General features: G+C 37.9%; 18 protein-coding genes and 1 tRNA gene. 7 read left to right on the plus strand and 12 right to left on the minus strand.

Translation table 11 applies throughout. The features are described from left to right. Positions 1 to 89: 89 nt before the first annotated feature. The 7 genes from B0169_RS09215 to B0169_RS09245 all read right to left on the minus strand — a co-directional run bounded on the left by B0169_RS09215 (position 90) and on the right by B0169_RS09245 (position 8,144). Positions 90 to 165 (minus strand) — tRNA-Phe (locus B0169_RS09215). Positions 166 to 372: 207 nt separating this feature from the next. Next, positions 373 to 1,668 carry an inorganic phosphate transporter gene (locus tag B0169_RS09220; protein ID WP_077285682.1) on the minus strand — a complete coding sequence of 432 codons (1,296 nt, stop codon included), beginning with the start codon at positions 1,666 to 1,668 and terminating at the stop codon, positions 373 to 375. Between the two features lie 9 nt (positions 1,669 to 1,677). Next, entirely contained in the window at positions 1,678 to 2,358 is a 681-nt protein-coding gene (locus B0169_RS09225; RefSeq protein ID WP_077285683.1) for a TIGR00153 family protein, read from the minus strand. Between the two features lie 305 nt (positions 2,359 to 2,663). Continuing rightward, a complete protein-coding gene (phoU, locus tag B0169_RS09230) occupies positions 2,664 to 3,368 on the minus strand; it encodes a phosphate signaling complex protein PhoU (protein ID WP_077285684.1) in 705 nt (234 codons plus the stop codon). Positions 3,369 to 3,398: 30 nt separating this feature from the next. Further along, positions 3,399 to 4,223 carry a phosphate ABC transporter ATP-binding protein PstB gene (pstB, locus tag B0169_RS09235; RefSeq protein WP_077285685.1) on the minus strand — a complete coding sequence of 275 codons (825 nt, stop codon included), beginning with the start codon at positions 4,221 to 4,223 and terminating at the stop codon, positions 3,399 to 3,401. A gap of 90 nt (positions 4,224 to 4,313) precedes the next feature. Beyond that, positions 4,314 to 5,951, minus strand: coding sequence for a phosphate ABC transporter permease PstA (gene pstA / locus B0169_RS09240; protein ID WP_077285686.1), 1,638 nt, complete (start codon positions 5,949 to 5,951; stop codon positions 4,314 to 4,316). A 15-nt stretch (positions 5,952 to 5,966) separates the two neighbouring features. Beyond that, on the minus strand, positions 5,967 to 8,144 hold the full coding sequence (locus tag B0169_RS09245; protein WP_077285866.1) for an ABC transporter permease subunit: 2,178 nt from the start codon (positions 8,142 to 8,144) through the stop codon (positions 5,967 to 5,969). A 303-nt stretch (positions 8,145 to 8,447) separates the two neighbouring features. Here B0169_RS09245 and B0169_RS09250 point away from each other — a divergent pair, with 303 nt between their 5' ends. Next, positions 8,448 to 8,885, plus strand: a complete 438-nt coding sequence (locus B0169_RS09250) for a CBS domain-containing protein (RefSeq protein WP_077285687.1) — start codon at positions 8,448 to 8,450, stop codon at positions 8,883 to 8,885. Positions 8,886 to 9,615: 730 nt separating this feature from the next. Beyond that, positions 9,616 to 10,908, plus strand: coding sequence for a sensor domain-containing diguanylate cyclase (locus B0169_RS09255; RefSeq protein WP_077285688.1), 1,293 nt, complete (start codon positions 9,616 to 9,618; stop codon positions 10,906 to 10,908). Positions 10,909 to 10,970: 62 nt separating this feature from the next. Here the strand turns inward: B0169_RS09255 and B0169_RS09260 are convergent, their stop codons facing one another. Then, on the minus strand, positions 10,971 to 11,573 hold the full coding sequence (locus B0169_RS09260; RefSeq protein WP_077285689.1) for a DNA-J related domain-containing protein: 603 nt from the start codon (positions 11,571 to 11,573) through the stop codon (positions 10,971 to 10,973). 466 nt (positions 11,574 to 12,039) lie between these two features. Here B0169_RS09260 and ettA point away from each other — a divergent pair, with 466 nt between their 5' ends. From ettA to B0169_RS09275, 3 genes are all read left to right on the plus strand, one after another. Continuing rightward, a complete protein-coding gene (ettA, locus tag B0169_RS09265; RefSeq protein WP_077285690.1) occupies positions 12,040 to 13,719 on the plus strand; it encodes an energy-dependent translational throttle protein EttA in 1,680 nt (559 codons plus the stop codon). Between the two features lie 118 nt (positions 13,720 to 13,837). Next, the gene (locus B0169_RS09270; protein ID WP_077285691.1) at positions 13,838 to 14,203 is read left to right on the plus strand and encodes a PilZ domain-containing protein; all 366 of its coding nucleotides are present in this window, start codon (positions 13,838 to 13,840) and stop codon (positions 14,201 to 14,203) included. A 43-nt stretch (positions 14,204 to 14,246) separates the two neighbouring features. Continuing rightward, a complete protein-coding gene (locus B0169_RS09275) occupies positions 14,247 to 14,744 on the plus strand; it encodes a glycine cleavage system transcriptional repressor (protein ID WP_077285692.1) in 498 nt (165 codons plus the stop codon). 398 nt (positions 14,745 to 15,142) lie between these two features. Here B0169_RS09275 and B0169_RS09280 read toward each other — a convergent pair whose 3' ends face one another. The 4 genes from B0169_RS09280 to cysS form a co-directional block, all read right to left on the minus strand. Next, entirely contained in the window at positions 15,143 to 16,108 is a 966-nt protein-coding gene (locus tag B0169_RS09280; RefSeq protein WP_077285693.1) for a PstS family phosphate ABC transporter substrate-binding protein, read from the minus strand. A 529-nt stretch (positions 16,109 to 16,637) separates the two neighbouring features. After that, the gene (gene phoR / locus B0169_RS09285; RefSeq protein ID WP_077285694.1) at positions 16,638 to 17,933 is read right to left on the minus strand and encodes a phosphate regulon sensor histidine kinase PhoR; all 1,296 of its coding nucleotides are present in this window, start codon (positions 17,931 to 17,933) and stop codon (positions 16,638 to 16,640) included. Between the two features lie 269 nt (positions 17,934 to 18,202). Further along, the gene (phoB, locus tag B0169_RS09290; RefSeq protein ID WP_077285695.1) at positions 18,203 to 18,904 is read right to left on the minus strand and encodes a phosphate regulon transcriptional regulator PhoB; all 702 of its coding nucleotides are present in this window, start codon (positions 18,902 to 18,904) and stop codon (positions 18,203 to 18,205) included. A gap of 353 nt (positions 18,905 to 19,257) precedes the next feature. After that, the gene (cysS, locus tag B0169_RS09295) at positions 19,258 to 20,640 is read right to left on the minus strand and encodes a cysteine--tRNA ligase (RefSeq protein ID WP_077285696.1); all 1,383 of its coding nucleotides are present in this window, start codon (positions 20,638 to 20,640) and stop codon (positions 19,258 to 19,260) included. Between the two features lie 201 nt (positions 20,641 to 20,841). Between cysS and B0169_RS09300 the strand changes: the two genes are divergently transcribed. Beyond that, a complete protein-coding gene (locus B0169_RS09300; protein WP_077285697.1) occupies positions 20,842 to 21,333 on the plus strand; it encodes a peptidylprolyl isomerase in 492 nt (163 codons plus the stop codon). A 24-nt stretch (positions 21,334 to 21,357) separates the two neighbouring features. Beyond that, complete coding sequence (locus B0169_RS09305) at positions 21,358 to 22,125, plus strand: UDP-2,3-diacylglucosamine diphosphatase (RefSeq protein WP_077285698.1); 768 nt, start codon at positions 21,358 to 21,360, stop codon at positions 22,123 to 22,125. Positions 22,126 to 22,144: the final 19 nt, after the last annotated feature.

Here is a 22,144-nt window from a genome sequence, read left to right on the forward strand (position 1 = left end):
GCGGCAGCGAACTATATGGTATTTTTATAAGCTTATGAGCAAAAAAAAACCTCAGCAGTTATGCTGAGGTTTTAAGTGTCTATAAAATATGGTGCCTTGACCCGGAATCGAACCAGGGACACGAGGATTTTCAATCCTCTGCTCTACCGACTGAGCTATCAAGGCACAACCTTTCGTTACAATAGGTATTACATTTGCTGCGAAAGAGGCGACATAATATAGTGAATTAATCTCGCTCGCAAGCCATTTTCTTTAGCTATTTCGATAACCATGACTGTTAGCATAAAAAACCAACAAAAAAAGCATAAAAAATAAAAATTGAAGATAAAAAAGCCAGTCAACGACTGGCTCAATATCATGATGCTTAGTTGGTTAACTAAATGCCGACTTCATTATCCAGAAGAAGATAATAGAAAGGCCTGCACCTACCGGTAAAGTAATGACCCAAGAAATAACAATGTTACGAACTACACCTAAGTTAATTGCGGCAATACCACGTGCCATTCCCACACCTAACACAGCCCCCACTAAGGTTTGTGTAGTTGAGATAGGTAAACCAGCACCAGAAGCTATAACAACGGTACAAGCTGCTGCTAATTCAGCTGCAAAACCACGGCTAGGGGTTAAGTGGGTAATACCATTGCCTATTGTCGCGATAACACGATGACCAAACAAAGCAAGACCAGCCACAATACCTAAACCGCCTAATGGTAAAATCCACCAAACTAATGTTGCTTTCTTCGCAATTTCACCACCGTTATCAACAATACTAACAACCGCAGCTAATGGACCAATTGCATTAGCAACATCATTCGAACCGTGAGCAAAGGCCATACAACAAGCTGTAACAATCATTAATACCGCAAAGACTTTTTCAACATTGGCATAATGCGTTGTTTTATCGGCTTTTTCATCAAACTGAAGGCGACTAATAAAATACTTACCAATAAAAGCAACAATAACAGCAACGATAATAGCTAAGTAATAGCCACCAGCTCCACCTATTTCAAAATTATAAAAACCTAAGTTTACGTTTTCTAAACCTATATGTTTTAAACCTTTTTTAATGGTAACCAAAGATAAAACAAAACCCGCTAAAAACATATAAAACGGCACATAACGCTTAGCTTGCGCTAACGGCTTATCAGTATCAAAAATTAACTTTTGAGCACTATTAAAGATAATAAAAGCAATAACACCAGAAATTAACGGTGTAACAATCCAACTGCCAACAATACCACCTACTTTGCCCCAAGCAACTGTATCTGGGCTAACGCCAATAGCCGCAAAACCAATAATAGCACCAACAATAGAGTGCGTTGTAGATACTGGCCAACCTAAAATAGAAGCAACTAGCAACCAAGTTGCCGCAGCAAATAACGCTGAAATCATACCAAAGACGAGTAGTTCGGGAATATCAATAAATAAGGCTGGGTCTATAATGCCTTTACGTATCGTTGAGGTAACCTCACCGCCAGCTAAATAAGCGCCAGCAAATTCGAATACCATTGCAATAATAATGGCTTGCTTTATCGTTAGCGCTTTTGAACCAACTGATGTCCCCATAGCATTAGCAACATCGTTTGCACCTATGCCCCAAGCCATAAAAAAGCCGACAATTGCGGCAAGCATGACTAATGTAGAGCCATGTGAAAGTAAAATATCCATGAGTAAGCCTTATTTTCTAGCTAAAAGAATTTCTAAACGTGCACCTACACGCTCAGCAAGATCAGCTAAATCACCAACCCAATCAATAATTTGGTATAAAAACATTACATCAACACAATTTAAATCTTTTTCAATTGCTAATAAGTCTTTACGCAAGTCTATTTGCATACCATCGGTATCGTCTTCAATTTCATCAAGTTGACTGATCATTTTTGTCACTAAATCAACTTCACGACCACGGAAACCGGTTTCTAATAAATCGTCTAATTCATTAATAGCATCTGCAGCTTTTTCAGCAGCATCGACGCTACGAGCCACATAGGCAATAAACTGGGCTTGCAGTACAGCAGGAATGGTGAGTTTTCGGCCAAAGATTCGTCCAGCGATGTCTTTAGCACGATTAGCAATTTTATCTTGTTGCGTTAATAACTCTAATAAATCTGCACGGTCGACGGGCATAAATAGACCGCCAGGAAGTTCTAAACGAATTTGACGCTTCAAGTCATCAGCTTCACGTTCTAATTTAGAGATTTTATTACGAATTTTTCCAGCTTTACTCCAATCTTCCTCGGTCGCGGCTGCGAAAAAAGGCACAAGTTGACGGCTGCATTTATGTACAATTCGAATATGTTGTTCTATGGGTTTAATTGGCGATTTTGCAAAAATGCCAAGTATAGAATTTCTGGCCATAATTAATTTCCAGGAGCCTTTGCTCTTTGTTTTTATTCGCCGCGGATATTAAAGCATTTGAAAGTTAATTCAAAGGCTTTATAACAAGATAACGGCTGTTTATAGAATGATTAGTTATTATAAGATCACTTAAAAGTATATACCCTATTTATTGACCATTGGACTATTTACTAAATAATAAACTTATAGCTCAAATAAAAATTTAGTCATAAATGAATAAATAGCATAGTGAAAAAAGCTTATTTATTATTTGATTAACACTATTTAATCACTATTAATTTACAGTAAACCATCCAATTGTCATGCTAAGATAATGACTCAAAATCTTCAGATGTTGTATGACGAACAACCTTACCTTTAACAAAATAGATAATGTATTCACAAATGTTTTGACAACGATCTCCAATACGCTCTAGCGCACGTGCCGACCAAATAACGCTCATTACTTGTGGAATTGAACGCGGGTCTTCCATCATATAGGTCATCAATTGACGCATCAATGCTTCGTATTCGCGGTCAATTTTATCATCACTTTTGTGCACTCTCACGGCAGCATCAAAGTCCATACGGGTAAAGGCATCTAAAGTTGCTTGTAGGAAAGTCAGGACATGACGTCCTAAGTTATCTAAATTAGACAATAAGTCTTTATGTTCACCCGATAAGCTTTCTAATGTTACATTGGCAATTTTGCCGGCCTCATCACCAATGCGCTCTAAGTCTGTTATGGTTTTGACAATGGCCATCACTAAACGTAAGTCGCCAGCTGCAGGCTGTCGCTTGGCAATAATACGCGTACATTCATCATCTATACTGACTTCTGCATTATTAATCAGGTAGTCATTATGCAGTACTTTTTTAGCTAGCGTCTCATCAGCGTCACAAACCGATGTCAGTGCATCAGTAAGTTGCTTTTCTACTAAGCCTCCCATGTGCATAACATGATTAATAATACGCTCTAAATCTTCATTAAATTGGCCAGAAATATGACGACCAATGTTTAAATTATCCACAGTAAAATCCTCTATTTATCGTCAATTTTCTTAACCGTAACGGCCAGTAATATAATCTTCAGTTTTCTTTTTTGTCGGTGTTGTGAATAGGGTGTTGGTATCACTATACTCGATAAGATCTCCCATATACATGAAAGCAGTTTGATCAGAAACTCGTGCCGCTTGTTGCATGTTATGGGTAACAATAACCACGGTAAATTGTTTCTTTAAATCATTAATTAACTCTTCAATGGTTAACGTTGAAATAGGATCCAATGCTGAAGTTGGCTCATCTAATAATAATACTTCTGGCTGAATAGCAATCGCACGCGCGATTACTAAGCGCTGTTGCTGACCGCCAGAAAGCCCTAAAGCACTTTCATGTAATCTATCTTTCACTTCATTCCATAATGCCGCGCTTCGTAAAGATGTCTCAACGGCTTCGTCCAAAACACGACGATTGTTTTCACCGGTAATACGCAAACCGTAGACGACATTTTCATAAATCGATTTAGGAAAAGGGTTTGGTCGTTGAAATACCATACCCACTTTACGACGCAAAGCCGCAACATCAGTATGACGATCATAGATATTTTCACCGTGCAGGTTTATTTGACCAGTAATTTTACAGATATCAACTAAATCATTCATCCGGTTAATACAACGTAATAGTGTTGATTTACCGCAACCACTAGGCCCGATAAAAGCAGTTACTTGGCCTTTAGGAATCGACATTGAAATATCTTGCAAGGCCTGCTTGTCACCATAATACAAGTCTAAGTTCTTAATCTCCAACGCCACTTGTTCTGGCGTAAGGTTATTAAGATCGAGCTTAACATTGTGTTCTGATAAATTTTTTGGCGTAACAGAAATCATAATATTCTCTTTAAATCTTCTTCAATAGAGGGGGATTTCTCCCCGTTCATCTTTAAATTATTGCGAAATAGCTTGTTTTATCAGACGAGTTTAATGCTCTAACATGCGATATTTTTCTCGTAAACGGTTACGAATCGATACCGCTGTCATATTCAAAGCAACAATAATCGTTACCAGTAATAATGCCGTGGCATAAACAAGTGGCCTAGCGGCTTCAACATTTGGGCTTTGGAAACCAACATCATAAATATGAAAACCTAAGTGCATAAATTTACGATCTAAGTGTAAAAACGGAAAGTTTCCATCCAGCGGTAAGTTAGGCGCCATTTTAACTACACCAACTAACATCAGTGGTGCAACTTCACCAGCAGCACGTGCGATAGCTAAAATAATACCAGTCATAATAGCTGGGCTAGCAATAGGTAATATGATTCGCCATAAAGTTTCAGCTTTTGTTGCCCCTAATGCCAAACTACCATGTCGCATTGCCGATGGAATACGTGATAGCCCTTCTTCAGTTGAGACAATAACAACCGGTAAAGTTAAAATAGCTAACGTAATCGCTGACCACATAACACCAGGCGTGCCAAATGTTGGGCTAGGTAGGGTTTCAGCATAAAATAACTGATCTAAACTCCCCCCAACCATATAAACAAAGAAACCTAAACCAAAAACACCATAAACAATAGACGGCACACCGGCGAGGTTAATCACCGCAATGCGTAATAGCTTAGTTAACGCATTGTTACCGGCATATTCATGTAAATATATCGCGGCAACAACACCAAGTGGCGATACTATTACGGTCATCAATAACACCATTAATACTGTACCGAATATGGCTGGGAATACACCGCCTTCGGTATTTGCTTCACGCGGATCATCGGTCACAAATGCAGCTATCTGGCTAAAGAACAACTTTAATTTAGCAAAAAAGCTTAATTTGTTATTAAAAGTAACATGTAAGATGTCTTCAAAATTAATAGTGACTTTTTGCCCATCCATAGCACGCATCACAATCTGGTCACGAGATACTTTTTCGCGTAAGCCCATCAGCTTTTGTTCTAGCACTTCATATTCAGCACGTAAACCAGCCACTTTATCTTTAAACTGTCCAGCTAATTCCGGAGTAAGTGTGTTATCAAGCTTATGCTTACGCTCTTTTAAACGTGTGCGTTCAATTTGATAATTAATTGCCCCAATATCAGAGGTTTGTAATGCTTCAATTTCTACTTGAAAATCACTTACTCGGGCAACTAATTCTGCCATTTGGCTTTGTTCAACAACCTGTCCGTCGAGAATAATCTCTTCAATGTAGCCGTAGAAGTTACCATTGGTGCGGCGCTCAATAACGACAAGTTCTTCCGGTAATGAGGTTTTATTAATTTGCGGTACCAAAATCCAGCGAAAATCTAAGCTGACCAATTCTCGGTTACCTGTTTTAATTAATAAGCGCTCTAGCGTTTCAGCCGACTTATCAATATCAAGGTCAAGATGAACCAATTGTGATACGGGTATACTTTCTCGGTCATAAATTTCACCAATCACCGTCAAGTTTTTACCTTTTTCATCGGTCATTTCGAACTGATAGATATCAGCTGGCCAGAAATAACTTAATCCACGAGAAGCGATTAACCAAAGTAAACCTATTACTGATATCAGGCTGATACTAACACCACCTGCTGACAACCAAACCCAAGGAGAGCCAGATTTAAACCAATTATTCATGTTACTGTGCCTTCCTTACAATGAACTATATTTTTCACGCAAACGCTGACGTACAAACTCAGCAAGCGTGTTGAATACAAAAGTAAATACAAATAAAACAAATGCAGCTAAGAACAATATTCGGTAATGCGAACTACCCACTTCTGACTCTGGCATCTCAACCGCAATATTGGCTGCTAGTGTTCTCATGCCTTGGAAAATACTCCAATCTAGAATTGGTGTGTTACCTGTTGCCATTAACACAATCATAGTTTCACCCACGGCACGGCCTAAGCCCATCATTACAGCAGAAAATATTCCTGGACTTGCCGTTAGCAAAACGACTTTAATCAAAGTTTGCCACTGCGTAGCGCCCAGTGCTAATGAACCACTCGTTAAATGTTTAGGTACACTAAAAATAGCATCTTCGGCCATTGAGAAAATGGTAGGTATAACAGCAAAACCCATAGCAATACCAACCACTAAAGCATTTCGCTGATCGAAATCAATACCCAAGTCATTAGTAATATATTGGCGTACGTCGCCTCCAAATAAGTGCAACTCCAACACAGGGGATAAAGCAAAAGCGGCGTAAGCGGCAATTAAAATCGCAGGAATCAAAATAATTGGCGCCCATGTTTCAGGGATTTTTGTTTTATACTCTCGCGGTAATTTATGCCAAGCAAAAGCCGTTATAAATACCGATGACGGAATAAACACTAATAGCAAGCATATCGCCGGTAAATAAATCTCAATGATTGGAGCTAACCAGAGCCCAGCAAGGAAACCTAAAATAACGGTTGGTAATGCTTCCATCAACTCTATAGTTGGCTTAACTTTTCTACGTAAACCCGGCGTCATAAAGTAAGCTGTATAAATTGCAGCGGTTAACGCAATAGGTACCGCGAACATCATCGCGTACATAGCAGCTTTTATTGTGCCAAAAGAAATCGGTACTAAAGAAAATTTCGCTTCAAAATCATCAGACCCTGAAGTTGACTGCCAAATAAACTCTGGCTCAGGGTAGCCTTCATACCAAACCTCTTGCCAAAGCGCTTGCCAAGTAACTTCTGGATGTTCATTTTCAACAGTAAAAATAGCAAGCTCATTTTTTGAAAATATCACCAGACCATCGGCGCGAGGGGCAATTGCAAATGCTTGAGCATCACCTTGATGTAATTTACCACGCCATAAATCTGCTTCACTGGTGGTATAAAACATCCCCATTTCACCTGACGGTGTTTCAGTATAAAAACTTTTACGGAATTGCTCAGTGTAAATAGCAACAACCGGCTCGTTGTCACTGACATTAAAGCTACGGATTTTTTTAAATTCTCGCCCTTGCTCAGTTGCTACTTCAAACCACTGACTCACTTTACCGCTATCATCCCCTAGTAAAATAGAGCTACCACCAGACAATAGCGCCATCGAGGTTATATGATTGGGTGTTGATTTATTTTGTGCTAATTGCGGAATAATAGTGGCTTTAAGTTCAGCATCGTCATCAAGTGAAAATACCGCAACTTGATCACCTTCACGAACAAACACCATGGCTAGATCTGGTGTAACTAAAATATTATCAATACGCTTGGCGGCATAGTCAATTTCTTGGTATTCAACTTCATAAGCGGTGTCGTAGCTAAAATCGTCTTCAGCTAATAGTGTGGTTTTAATCAAACGTTTATCTTGAGTAAACCCTACAAAAATAGCTTTTTCATCGTCCATAGCAAAAGATAGTTTAGTCAGCCCGGCATTATCCTCATCAATCGGCAAATACTCTTCACCTAACGGATAACGTACACTCGGGATAATCACCCGCTCACCACTATCAAAATTCGCGGAGAAGTTAGGCACAATCAATTGTACGTTGCCAGCAGTATCAAGCAATAACTTCTGCTCTTGGCCAATATTGATCAATTGCGCTAAACGCTCACCGTCAGCAACGAGTTTTTGTGACAGTATTTTTTCACCAGCTTTATAGCCACCGCCGTCAACTAATTGATAAAAATCAATATTGCCTTGCTTGGTAATGCTATAAGCAACTTCTTTTAACTCGTCTACACCTGTTGCTAACACTTTAGATTCTTCTTTGATGACAAACTGCGCCTTCGCGTCAACTTTTGCCGATTCAAAAATAGGTTTTATCACGTAAAGTAAATACATGAATATTAATACTAGGGTAAATAAAACACTGATCCCGCCCAGTGTTATCATCCATTTTGCTAATGAATTTTTTACCTTTCTAGAATTTGCTGATTTAGAAGCAATGGCCACTTAAAGATACCTTTAACTATAATGATTTTATAACTGCGGCGATTATAAGACAGTTGTATGACAGTTTTGTGACAACCTGCTTTTATCTCAAATAACAATCTTCACTGGTGCGAATTCATTGTTTTTTGTTACTAAATCATTAATGTTAATCATTATTGCTTTAGGCTATTGTTGCTGATGAATCTTAGCTGTATTATGATTTATTGACTAATTAACAATGCTTTATTGGAAAAGGATAATAATATGGCCATTAGCCAAATTATGCGCCGAAATCTAATTACCTTAGATCTGGATAACACCTTAGAAAGTGCTAAAGATTTATTTGAACTGCATAATATTCATCATATTTTAATCAAAGATGAAGCTACATTAGCTGGCGTTATTACCGATAGTGACTTATGGCAAAACTTAAGCCCTACAGTAGGTACCCGCAATGAAACTTCACAAGATAGCTTTATACTGAATAAAAAAGTACATCTGATCATGGCTAGAGATTTGATCACTGCGACAGAAGACCTTGCCATTAATGAAGCGGTATTACTTTTTTATGATCACAATATATCTTGCTTACCTATTGTCGATGAAAAAAATCAGCCTATCGGTATTGTTACTTGGCGCGATATTATTAAGGTGCTTGCACTACAATATCGCCGTAAAACAAAATCAACTGTTGCTGAGTAACGTTAAGAGCTACAAGTAAACATTGAGCATCCCGTTTTATTTCTCGCCCATTCAGGTCTTTGTTGTGCGAAATATTCAAACTCAAGCTGTTCACCATAGGCCTTAGCTAACACCCGCTGTAATTGACGAAGTAAAGTGTGACTCTGCTGCTCAGCTGATTTGATTGCCTGCTCGGCTAACCTGTTGGTCTAAATAGGTACGCCATACAAATTTTGGGTTAACCGCATTCATTTTTCGGCGGCATTAATACATAGCCTGAACTCTGGATAAGCAGCACTTGCTCAATCCTCTCTTTTAAGTCATTAATGATGTCTATTAGTTATGCTCACCTTGCTATAGTATTTACTTTGCCACCTAAGCTTTTGATTCACTTGAATATCAAGCACTCATTATCCAGAGTTCAGGTTACATAAGTTATTTTATGTAGCAATAGCTTTAATTGCTTTCAACTAGGCTTAATCACAATACAGCAACGGGCTGTATTACTCTAAAACTCTGCTATAATTTTATTAAACAACAAGCTCGACACTAAACTCTTATTATATAACTATAACATTTTATTAATTTTAGCTGTATCTTGGATAAAATTTGCAATTGAATAGGGTAAGTTAGATATTAGTGACTCATCTGAACACTTAAAAAAAGCAGCTTTCACTGCAAAGTAGTAAGTATTAATAGGTCAACGTGAGGCATATAAATTAAAACTTAAGCATAGTGACTGGAAGTGCAAATGTCAGATAATGAAAATAATATCGAGGCTTTATTACTGCAAGTGCAAGTCATGTCGAGTGTGCTCGATAATATTGGCTCTTACGTTTACAGCAAAGACCTTGCAGGGAAGTACACCTATGTTAATGCTGATGTCGCTAAATTATTTCAAACAAGTGTACAAGATATTATTGGCAAAGATGATAGCCACTTTTTTGATTTAGATATTTCAAATGAAATAAACCAAAATGATCTAAAAGTTATTCGTAATAAAGCCCCGCTAATTACAGAAGAAAATAATGTCATCAAATCGACAGGTAAAGTCAATACCTATCAAATCATCAAAAAACCAATTTTAGATAACAAAGGTAATGTCATTGGTATTTCTGGTATATCTGTTGATATTACAGAGAAAAAAGCACTTGAGGCTGAAAACCAAGAACAAAAATATTTACTCGATGTCATTTTAGATAATGTCGATGCATATATTTATATGAAAGACGACAATCGTTATTTCAGGTATGTTAATGACCGTGTTGCCAAGCTTTTTGGCCTGCCAGCAAAGGACATCATAGGTAAACGTGATATTGATGTGATTTCACAGGCAGACGCCGACCATTTCTGGCAAACGGATAAATTAGCATTTGAAAGTAATGATAAAGTTATTATTAACGAAACCTTAAAAGCTGCAGATAATAAAATTCATCATTATCTGAGTGTAAAAGTACCTTGCCACTTTAAAGATGACTACAAAACCTTAATCGGTTTTTCTACCGATGTAACCGAACTCTACCAATTAAAAGAAAAATTTGAGCAACTGGCTAATATTGACGAATTAACCGGCTTATATAATCGGCGATACTTTTTTGACAACGCTAACCGCGAGTTTAATCGCGCTGAAAGGCATCAACAAGCACTTGCCGTAATATCAATAGATGTTGATCGATTTAAAACTATTAACGATAAGTACGGGCACCCTGTCGGAGATCAAGTCTTAGTTAAAGTTGCCCAATTAATTACGCCAACGGTAAGAAGCGAAGATATATTTGCCCGCATTGGCGGAGAAGAATTCTCAATTTTATTACCCAATACTTCAAGACATGAAAGCCAACAAACAGCAGAACGGCTTCGCCATTTATTAGATAATAACCCGATATCAATCACCGACGATATTAGCTTACCGATAAAAATTAGCCTAGGGGTTTCTGTTCTTAAAGCAGCAGACACCAGCTTTCAAGACTTGTACGCTCGCTCTGATATTGCCTTGTATAAAGCAAAATCGATGGGAAGAAATAATGTTTATTTAATTGATTAAAACCCAAGCAAATAAATACCGACCCATTTCATGCGACAAGCCTCGCCAGACTTAAAGCGTAGCTAATATATTTTATCTAATACTACTTTAGCTTGACGAATTTTAGCAAACATCTCAGCACAGCCACCTTTATCAGGATGATATTTTTGAGCCAAACGTAAGTATTGAGCTTTGATTTTTTTCGCATCAACATCTGGTGCCAGTTCTAAAACAGTTAGTGCGGCTTGTTTTTGGTCTTGAGCTACATATCTTTGCCAAAATGATTTTAACATATCATTTATTTCATCAGCTTGTGTTTCAAAATAATGTTTGGCATCTAAATAATAACTTTCAAGTGGGTCGAGCGTCGCAAGCAAGGTTTGCGAATTGTCGGTAATAACTATCGGGGAATTAATCTCGGCCCTTTCTACACGTATCGATTGAATAGTCAGAGAAAACTTTTGCTCGCGATTATATTGAGCCTTTAAATGATAAAGCGCATGCATACAAAGAAAATGAGCACTAAATAAACCTTGGCTCGATGCCAATGTAAAATGCTCAAAAGGCGGAACTTTTTTAGCCTGCAAGTGTTTAATTATTTGGTATTCATCGGTCACGGCTCTACTATTGAGAAAATCATCCAGCTCATCAAGTATCACTGCCAAATAAGGATTTAACGTTTGCATTGTCGTTATTAAGGTCCGTTAAATTTTCAGTTTATAGCATAATTGCTTTCAATAATTACCAGCGAAGCGAATGAAGCTGCAGCTGCAGCTGTTAGCATGGTTTCAGTTATTAGAAGTACAGGCTAAACACTTTAAGCCTATAGGCGAAAAGTAAGCTCCTTTGCATACCCTAAAGCAAGTGGCAGTTAATGCTTAATCTAACAACAGCTTAAAATAATTAAAGTTAACGCACTAGATTATTTTTACTTTGTTATCTTAACAATTAATTTATAATAAAAACTACACAATAAACTCAACAAACCGTAAATAATACTGAAGTTAATAAACATCATGGGGATATTATTCCTTAGCATCATGAGTATTTCAGTGTAAAAAATATAATTCACTTAAACACATTTGCTTGCCTAGTCCCTTTAACCTAAAATATTGCCATTATAGTCTTTCTAACCAAAATATAAGGTTTTCCATGGCCCAACCATTACCTGATAAATTCATTATGTCGATGAACCGCGTTTCGAAAGTGGTTCCTCCTAAACGTACAATTTTAAAAGACATTTCACTTTCTTTTTTCCCCGGTGCAAAAATTGGTGTTCTAGGTTTAAATGGCTCAGGTAAATCAACTTTACTGCGCATTATGGCTGGTGTTGATACTGAATTTGAAGGTGAAGCGAAAGCATTAGCCGGCACTAATATCGGCTATTTACCTCAAGAGCCGATATTAGATGAAGAAAAAACTGTTCGTGAAATTGTTGAAGAAGCCGTTTCTGAAGTAAAAGATGCCATGGCACGCTTAGATCAGGTCTATGCCGAGTATGCTGAACCTGATGCAGACTTCGATGCTCTAGCAAAAGAACAAGGTCAACTTGAGGACATTATTAACAGCCAAGACGGACACAACATTGACAACGTGTTAGAGCGCGCAGCAGATGCTTTGCGTTTACCACCTTGGGAGCAAAAAATTGCAGTACTTAGTGGTGGTGAACGCCGCCGTGTTGCACTGTGTCGTTTATTACTGCAAAAGCCAGATATGCTTCTGCTTGATGAGCCAACAAACCATTTAGATGCTGAATCTGTTGCTTGGTTAGAGCGCTTTTTACATGATTATAGCGGTACCGTCGTGGCCATCACCCATGATAGATATTTCTTAGATAATGTTGCTGGCTGGATATTAGAGCTTGATAGAGGCCACGGCATTCCTTATGAAGGTAATTACTCCTCTTGGTTAGAGCAAAAAGATGCCCGCCTTGAGCAAGAAAGCAAAAGTGAAAATGCTCTACAAAGAACCATCAAGCAAGAACTTGAATGGGTGCGTTCAAATCCAAAAGCACGCCAGTCGAAGAGTAAAGCTCGTATGGCACGCTTTGAAGAATTAAATAGCCAAGATCATCAAAAGCGTAATGAAACCAATGAGCTCTACATTCCACCTGGCCCTCGCCTTGGCGATAAAGTACTAGATGTGTTGAATTTGAGCAAATCATTTGGCGATAGAATGCTAATTGATGATTTGAGCTTTAGCGTTCCTAAAGGTGCTATCGTTGGTATTATCGGACCAAACGGTGCCGGTAAATCAACCTTGTTTAAAATAATGTCAGGCGCTGAACAGCCAGATTCTGGTACAGTAGAACTTGGTGAAACAGTTAAACTTGCCAGTGTTGATCAGTTCCGTGATGATATGGACGACAGCAAAACCGTCTACCAAGAAATATCACAAGGTCATGATATTTTAAACATTGGTAATTTTGAAATTCCAAGTCGTGCCTACGCAAGTCGCTTTAACTTTAAAGGTAATGACCAGCAAAAAATCATCGGCGATTTATCAGGTGGAGAGCGCAACCGCGTACATTTAGCTAAACTTGTACAAACCGGTGGTAACGTATTATTACTGGATGAACCAACTAACGATCTTGATGTTGAAACCCTACGCGCACTCGAAGAAGCCTTACTGGAGTTCCCAGGTTGTGCAATGGTTATTTCTCATGACCGTTGGTTCCTTGACCGCATTGCTACACATATTTTAGATTACCGTGATGAAGGTCAAATTAACTTCTATGAAGGTAATTTCACTGATTATGAAGCTTGGCTGAAGAAAACTTATGGCCCGGCAGCAGCGGAACCACACCGCATAAAGTATAAAAAAATAGGCTAGCAAAACAGTTAACTATTTAGTAACTAACAAGATAAAGGCATCTTAATAATTAATTAAGGTGCCTTTTTTTTAAAAGCAAGCTATGCTGAATATACCACTTTAGCCAAAATTAAATTCAATGCAAAATCGACGTCAATTTACTCGCGTACTCTTTTCCATGCAAGCAAAACTATCTTTAAGCGAAGAACAGTTTGAAGTAAAAGTACATGATATTTCCTTAAACGGTGCATTGCTTTATTTTGATTGCCAAGGTTTAACACTGACACGTCAACTCGGCCTACTATCATTTCAACTTGATAATAATGACAGCGCAATTACTATGGATATTGCGGTAGTCCATCAAGAAGGTAATGAAATTGGAGTGCAATGTAATGCTATTGATATCGACAGCGTTAGTTTATTGCGACGCTTAATAGAGCTCAATTTAGGTGACGATGAACAACTTCATAAAGAACTATCGCAGTTAACCCGTATTGAAGATTAACCAACAGTAACCTCTTCTCATTTTTATTTTCAAAGGACTTATCATGAATCACCTTATCATTTCTTTTATCACTGCGGATCGTCCCGGTATAGTAAAAACCTTATCTGACTTGATCACTCAACATAAAGGGAACTGGAAAAAATCCAGCTTACATCAAATGTCTGGCGTGTTTGCAGGTGTTATTGAGATTTCAGTCCCTGCTGATAACTCACAAGCGTTATCTGATCAACTTATGGCATTAGATGGCTTTAAAATGCAAGTTGAGCTTGTTCAGCAGCATGATTCAGCACCAGGAACCTTACTTGTTTTAGAGTTAACCGCAAACGATAGAGTTGGGATAGTACAAGAAATTTCATCTACAATTCATCAACATGGTGGTAATTTGCTCAAACTAGTCAGTACAGAAGAAATAGCGCCACATGCAGGCCATGCGCTATTTAAAGCAAAAGTCACCATTACGGCCGACGAAAAAGCACTTGATACTATGATTGATGCGCTTGAAAACTTAGCAGATGACTTGATGGTAGATATTTCTCGCTAAGTAATTAATAGCAATGGATATTCGTAACATAGAATATTTAAAAAGCCTACTTAACCTGAACTCTGGATAATGAGTGCTTGATATTCAAGTGAATCAAAAGCTTAGGTGGCAAAGTAAATGCTATAGCAAGGTGAACATCACCAATTGGCATCTCATCAATGCTTCATTTTATGCATTATCTGCGTTAAAACGCAGGATTGAGCAAGTGCTGCTTATCCTGAATTTAGGTTACTTAACATCGAGTTCTGAACATCGCTGCTTCTTCACATCCTTGTGAGCGCAGCATACCATTCGTCCTGAACATAAAAGTCCGCAATCATTACTGAATGCGGACTTCTTTTATCGGTTTTAGCTGTTGTGTCACTAAAATTTATTAGCTAACACTTATTAGCTAATATTTATAAACTTAAACCTAACTTTTTAAATTCTTTTTCGACAACTGATGCTGGCAATGGAATATAACCATCTTTTTCTACAATTTTTTGGCCTGATTTAGATAAAACCATTTTCAAAAACTCAGCTTCCATAGGCGCTAAAGGTTTATTTGGATGTTTATTAACATAAACATATAAAAAGCGAGATAATGGATACTTTTTAGAAATAGCATTTTCCATGCTAGCTTCAACGAAGTTATCGCCTTTTTTCGCTAATGGTAAAGCTCTGACACCCGAGGTTTTATAACCAATACCTGAATAACCAATACCATTTAATGACGCTGACACTGATTGTACAACCGATGCTGAACCTGGTTGCTCATTAACACTGTTTTTAAAGTCACCTTTACAAAGTGCTTTCTTTTTAAAGTAACCGTAAGTTCCTGATACTGAGTTACGACCGTATAACTGCACATCCTTACCTGTCCAATCACCCGTTAAGCCTAAGTCGCCCCAACGATCGACATCTTTTGCTGCACCACATTTGCGGTTGTTTGAAAAAATCGCGTCAACTTGGTCGATACGCAGGCCTTTAATTGGGTTATCTTTATGAACAAAAACCGCTAAAGCATCAATAGCAACACGCACTGCTGTTGGCTTGTAACCATAGCGCTTCTCAAAAGCCTCTATTTCACGAGACTTCATTTTACGGCTCATTGGCCCAAGATTTGAAGTTGCTTCAGTTAATGCTGGTGGCGCAGTAGATGAACCCGCAGCTTGAATTTGTACATTTACATTGGGATAAGTGCGTTTAAACTCTTCCGCCCAAAAGGTCATCATATTAGCTAAAGTATCAGAGCCAACAGATGAAACATTGCCCGATACACCACTTACTTTTTTGTACTCTGGTAAATCGCTATCTAGGGCAAATGCCGAGAAGCTAATAAGACTTGATAAACCGATAACGCCTAATGCACGTTTTAAACTCATGTTACTCTCCGATGAGAACTGTAATTAATTTGCCAACACTATATAAAGTGAATATGACAATAATAAGTAAAGTTTGTGACACTTATATTACAGACATCATAAAAATGTCATTGTTATTACATAACCTGAACTCTGGACAATGAGTGTTTGGTATTCAATTGAATCAAATACTTAGATGATAAAACAAATACTATAGTAAGGTAAACATCACTAATAGACACCATCAATGCTTCATTTTATGCCATTTCCAAGGTAAAACGCTTATCAATAGCGCGCTATTTATCGACGTTTTAACGCAGATAATGGGTTAAAAGGGAGGATTGAGCACCCGCTGCTTATCCAGAGTTCAGGTTACATAAATAAAAGTGCTGAAAAAAGCACAAAAACACTATGAAATTTTCAGGTTCAAAAGTAGGTAATTTACTGGTTTAACGCCATTTGGTAGCTGTGAACTAAAGTGTTTTGGGAAGTGAGCTGGATTGAATAGTTAGTCAAAAATAATATGGAGACAGCCGTCTCCATAAGTAATTTATTCATCTACCATAGCGGTGAAATAGATAATAAACTCACTACCTTTTTGCCACTCGCTTTCAATAGACAGTTCCGCGTTATGATGATTCAAAACATGCTTAACAATTGCTAAACCTAATCCTGAGCCGCCGGTATTACGAGAACGAGACATATCTACCCGGAAAAAGCGCTCAGTTAAACGATTAACATGCTCTGGCTTAATACCTGGGCCATTATCTTTAACACTAAAGCGTATTTTATTGCCGTCGTTAGATAAAGTAACATCAATAACACCACCAGCAGGCGTGTAGGCAATAGCATTAGAAATTAAGTTCATGCAGGCACTTTTTAATTCATGCTCATTACCGCTAATAAAAATATCAGGTGAAATATAGTCATTAATAGTATGGCCTTTCTCTTGATTTAACCATTGTACATCTTCAACAATGGTTAAAATTAAACGAGATAAATCAACTTGCTGATGGCTATCATCTTCAACATTGTTTTCAATTCTTGATAATACCAGTAACTGCTCAACTAACCTGTCCATGCGAGAAACTTGTGTTTCTATCGTCGAAAATGCTTTTTGCCAATGGGGCTCAAGGCTTGAACCACTACTTTGCACCATTTCTACATAGCCACGCACCACAGTTAAAGGGGTTTTCAGTTCATGCGAAACATTAGCAACAAAATCTCGACGCATTTCTTCTAACCGCTGTATTTTACTAATATCACGTGCCAGTAATAAAATTTGGTCACTACCGTAAGCCATCATACGCAGTTCAAGCTGTAGCTCATTATTTATTGGCGAAATAATTAAACACGGACTGTCGTAATTACCGCCATTAACGTATTTAGCAAACTCAGGAAAACGGATCAAATTATCAATACGCTGACCAACATCACTAGGCCAACGAACACCTAAAAGTTGTGACGCCTTTTTATTACCCCATAAAATAGTCAACTCGGTTGAAAGCACTAATGCCGCATCAGGCAGCGCTTCAGCACCATCACGAAACTTTCGAATACGCTCGTTTAATTGCTTTTGTTTTAAACGTTGTTTACGAATACGTCGATATAAGCCGTCGTATATTCGCCCCCAAATACCATTAGCTTGTGGTGGCGATATTGACTTCCCTTGCCATAACCAATTAATTAACTTAAATAAATGATTGTAATGCCATGCAAGTAAACCGATAGATACCGCACTAACAACAAGAAAAGTATGACCGAAAAGGTAACCAATAAAACCACTGACAATAATTACGCTAGCGATACGGCTGATGAGTTTTCTAGCAGAGATACGAAAGTACATAAATTAGTCATTAACCTGAATGCGGGATAAGGAGTATTCGAACATCTAGTTTAACACCTTTGTTTTTAATAATTTACACTGAATCATTAAATAATTTTGTTCGCTGTACTGGCAAAGTAAAAAAACAATAACACACGCTTTTTGTGTTTTAACCCAAGCTTATTTATATGGTGAGTATTGGACACTACTAATAAATACTTAGCAAGCACGAAAAATAATGCTTGCTGAAAATGGCCTTATAAAACCATGTATTTATGTAGATTTACTGTTTATACGCGATCTTTAATTTTTCCAGAAAAACGATAACCAGAGCCTCTTACCGTTTGAATAAAGTCTTCGTGTCCATCGCCCGCGATTGCTTTACGCAAACGTCTGATGTGAACATCTACGGTTCTATCTTCCACATATACATTGGTGCCCCAAACATTATCAAGTAATTGTTCTCGGCTATAAACACGCTCTGTATGGGTAAGGAAAAAATGCAGTAGGCGAAACTCTGTTGGACCAAGATCTAAGCTTTTATCATTAATGGAAACACGATGCGCAACAGGATCGAGCTTGATACCATGAAACTCTATTGATTCTTCTAATGCCGTTGGTGCAACACGTCGAATTACCGCTTTGATACGAGCAATAAGCTCTTTAGGTGAAAACGGTTTAGTAACATAATCATCAATACCGGCATCAAAACCTTTTACTTTGTCGTCTTCATCAGCGCGTGCGGTTAGCATAATAATAGGAATAGTACGGGTATATTCATTCTGCTTTAATGATTTTGCTAACTTTACGCCAGTACCTCCAGGCAACATCCAATCAAGTAAAATTAAATCAGGATACGGCTCTTTAATTTTTGCTTGCGCTTGCTCTATGGTCTCAGCTTCAATGGCATTAAAACCATTTTGCTCTAAAACAAAGGTGATCATTTCTCTAATTGGTGCTTCATCTTCGACAACCAAAATTTGTCTATTCATGTATCCATCCTGATGACTAAATATAAAATCTATAGCAAACATTGTGATAAACAATTGTGACATTTTCATGACAGTCTTTAAATTATTGACACTTTCGCTATGCAAAGCTATTAAAAAAGCAAAATAAATTTAATCATCATTATTTAACAGAAAAGTAGATAAGATTGGAAAAATAAAACAGCGCAAAATACACGCTGTTAAAATCACTAAAAACTGAGGGGTACACCTAACCATTAATGAGCACAAACGAATAGTAAGGCTTAAATAAACAGTATTTTGCTTATTTTATCCCCTCACTAATTGTACTAACGCTATAGGTTCGTTTTGAGTAAACCAACCTATAACAAAAAACGCTAGCCTTTACGCCACGTTGTACCGCCAGCACTATCTTCTAAAATAATGTTCAAAGCTGCTAATTTGTCACGCGCATCATCAGCCATCGCCCAATCTTTGTTGGCACGTGCGTCATTGCGTTGTTTAATTAACGCTTCTATTTCAGCAACATCATCGCTGTCGTCACTGTTACCCTGTAAAAAGTCTTCTGGAGCACTTTGCGCAACACCAAGAACTTCACCAAGTGAAATAAGGATATAGGCTAACTTTCCAGCCTCTTCACTATCACTTGCCTTAACGCGATTAATTTCTTTGGCGAGCTCAAATAAAACCGGCATAGCTTCTGGGCAATTAAAATCATCGTCCATGGCTTTTTCGAAACGCTGAACGTACTCATTGCCTTTTAACTCAACCTTAATCGGGGTTACGTCGCGCAAAGCAGTGTAAATTCGCTCTAAACTTGCTCGCGCCTGGGTTAAATTATCTTGAGAGTAATTTAATTGGCTACGGTAATGGCTTGACGTTAAAAAGAAACGGACACTTTCAGCGTCATATTCATCGAGTACACTGCGCAAAGTAAAAAAGTTATTTAAAGATTTTGACATCTTTTCTTTATTAATTTGCACCATACCACCATGCATCCAATAATTAACGTATGGGGTATCAAAGGCACAGCATGATTGTGCTATTTCATTTTCGTGATGTGGAAATTGTAAATCTGAGCCGCCACCGTGTATATCAAAATGCTCGCCTAAATGCTTATGATTCATCGCTGAACATTCAATGTGCCAACCTGGACGGCCTTTGCCCCAAGGTGAATCCCAGCTAGGTTCGTCAGGCTTTGCCATTTTCCATAGCACAAAATCTAGTGGGCTACGTTTAGCTTCGTCAATATCAACACGAGCCCCCGATTGCAACATGTCTAAGTTTTGTAAACTCAACTTGCCGTAATCTTTAAAACTGCTCACATCAAACATTACATCGCCATTACTGGCGACATACGCGTGCTCTTTTTCCACAAGGCGAGCAACTAATGCAATAATTTCATCCATGTGCCCTGTTACGGTAGGCGCAATATCAGGACGCATAATATTAAGATCATCAAAATCTTGATACATTTGCTCTGTCATGCGTAACGTTAAAGCTTCGCAGCTTTCGCCATTTTCATTAGCGCGCTGGATAATTTTATCATCAACGTCGGTAATATTACGCACATGCGTTAAGTCATAGCCTAAATATTTAAAATAACGGGCGATAATATCAAAGGCAACATAGGTTCTCGCGTGACCAATATGGCAACGGTCATAAATAGTAATACCGCAAACGTATAAGCCTACCTTGTTGGAAGTGATCGGTTTAAAAACTTCTTTTTTCCTGCTTAAGGTATTATAAATCTGCAACATAACGACGGTTTTTCCTATGTAATATCAATACTTGATTAAATGACGGTATTCTCAACATGAGAATTATCGCAATTGTACCCCAAGTATTAGCGCGAATCATTAACCTAAAGATATTTGCTGACAAATTTTGCCAAGAAATGTTTTTTTTATTAAGTTACAATTTACTTAATAAAATTTCCTTTAGCTTTATGAGTAAAAACAATGATCACATTTAAAACAACCTTAGGCGACATTCAAATTGAGTTAGATTTTGATAACGCACCAGTTACAGCAAAAAACTTTCAACAATATGCTGAAGATGGCTTTTACAATGGCACAATTTTTCATCGTGTTATTAAAGGTTTTATGGCGCAAGGTGGCGGTTTCGCTTCAGGTATGGACGAAAAAGACAGCCGCGAATCAATTCAAAATGAAGCAAACAATGGCTTAAGCAATGCCCGTGGCACACTTGCAATGGCACGTACACAAGACCCTCATTCTGCATCAGCACAATTTTTTATCAACTTAGCCGATAACGACTTCTTAAACTTTAAAAGTGAAGATGTTCAAGGCTGGGGCTATTGTGTATTTGGTAAAGTGGTTGAAGGTATGGATATCGTCGACAAAATGACCTTAGTTGATACCGGTCGTATGGGCTTTCATGATGATGTGCCAAAAGAAGAAATCATCATTGAAGAGACAATCGTTGCATAACTTGACCTTATCTGGGTTAACGCGATGAGCGAAGTATCTTATTCGAGCGCACAGTCAGCATTAACCTACTTTATTGCTGACTTACATCTCGCACAAAACAGGCCTGATATCACGGCCTGTTTTTTGTCATTTTTAAAAAATGAAGCCCCAAAAGCACAAGCCTTATATATTCTAGGGGATTTATTTGAGTATTGGGTTGGCGATGACGATGACAGCACATTTATCGCTGAGATCTCTCAAGCCATAAAAAACCTGTCCGAACTTGATTGTACAATCTATTTTATTCACGGCAACCGTGACTTCCTGCTTGGTCAGCGCTTCGCTAAACAAGCCGGTATGCAAATACTCCCTGAAGTTACCTTAATTGATTTATACAACAAACCTGTTGTTATTATGCATGGCGATACCTTGTGTACACGTGATGTTGGCTATCAAGCCTTTCGTAAAAAATCACGTAGTTGGTGGTGGCAAGCAATGATAAAAAGCTTACCGTTATTTGTTCGTCGAAAAATTGCCAACAATTACCGCAATCAAAGTGCTAGCGCTACCGCAATGAAATCACAAGATATTATGGATGTGACAGATAATGAAGTTATTCATTGTTTAGAACAATATAAAAGTCAGATATTAATTCATGGCCATACTCATCGCCCTGCCGTGCACGACATAAAAGCAAATGGGAAAAAAGCACAAAGAATTGTATTAGGAGATTGGTACGAACAAGGTGCTTGGTTAAAAGTAACACCTGACTCAATGGAGTTAATGGATAGTCCATTTGAATTAAACAAGTGATAGAAACTTATTTTCTTCC

It is taken from the genome of Cognaticolwellia aestuarii (assembly GCF_002000025.1).
Lineage (GTDB): Bacteria > Pseudomonadota > Gammaproteobacteria > Enterobacterales > Alteromonadaceae > Cognaticolwellia > Cognaticolwellia aestuarii.

Bases quoted from the DNA above. Each gene is read 5' to 3' on its own strand.
- B0169_RS09220 (WP_077285682.1), bottom strand. From the start codon at position 1,668: ATGGATATTTTACTTTCACATGGCTCTACATTAGTCATGCTTGCCGCA.
- B0169_RS09225 (WP_077285683.1), bottom strand. From the start codon at position 2,358: ATGGCCAGAAATTCTATACTTGGCATTTTTGCAAAATCGCCAATTAAA.
- pstB (WP_077285685.1), bottom strand. From the start codon at position 4,223: ATGATTTCTGTTACGCCAAAAAATTTATCAGAACACAATGTTAAGCTC.
- pstA (WP_077285686.1), bottom strand. From the start codon at position 5,951: ATGAATAATTGGTTTAAATCTGGCTCTCCTTGGGTTTGGTTGTCAGCA.
- B0169_RS09245 (WP_077285866.1), bottom strand. From the start codon at position 8,144: ATGATAACACTGGGCGGGATCAGTGTTTTATTTACCCTAGTATTAATA.
- B0169_RS09250 (WP_077285687.1), top strand. From the start codon at position 8,448: ATGGCCATTAGCCAAATTATGCGCCGAAATCTAATTACCTTAGATCTG.
- B0169_RS09255 (WP_077285688.1), top strand. From the start codon at position 9,616: ATGTCAGATAATGAAAATAATATCGAGGCTTTATTACTGCAAGTGCAA.
- B0169_RS09260 (WP_077285689.1), bottom strand. From the start codon at position 11,573: ATGCAAACGTTAAATCCTTATTTGGCAGTGATACTTGATGAGCTGGAT.
- ettA (WP_077285690.1), top strand. From the start codon at position 12,040: ATGGCCCAACCATTACCTGATAAATTCATTATGTCGATGAACCGCGTT.
- B0169_RS09270 (WP_077285691.1), top strand. From the start codon at position 13,838: ATGCAAAATCGACGTCAATTTACTCGCGTACTCTTTTCCATGCAAGCA.
- B0169_RS09275 (WP_077285692.1), top strand. From the start codon at position 14,247: ATGAATCACCTTATCATTTCTTTTATCACTGCGGATCGTCCCGGTATA.
- B0169_RS09280 (WP_077285693.1), bottom strand. From the start codon at position 16,108: ATGAGTTTAAAACGTGCATTAGGCGTTATCGGTTTATCAAGTCTTATT.
- phoR (WP_077285694.1), bottom strand. From the start codon at position 17,933: ATGTACTTTCGTATCTCTGCTAGAAAACTCATCAGCCGTATCGCTAGC.
- phoB (WP_077285695.1), bottom strand. From the start codon at position 18,904: ATGAATAGACAAATTTTGGTTGTCGAAGATGAAGCACCAATTAGAGAA.
- cysS (WP_077285696.1), bottom strand. From the start codon at position 20,640: ATGTTGCAGATTTATAATACCTTAAGCAGGAAAAAAGAAGTTTTTAAA.
- B0169_RS09300 (WP_077285697.1), top strand. From the start codon at position 20,842: ATGATCACATTTAAAACAACCTTAGGCGACATTCAAATTGAGTTAGAT.
- B0169_RS09305 (WP_077285698.1), top strand. From the start codon at position 21,358: ATGAGCGAAGTATCTTATTCGAGCGCACAGTCAGCATTAACCTACTTT.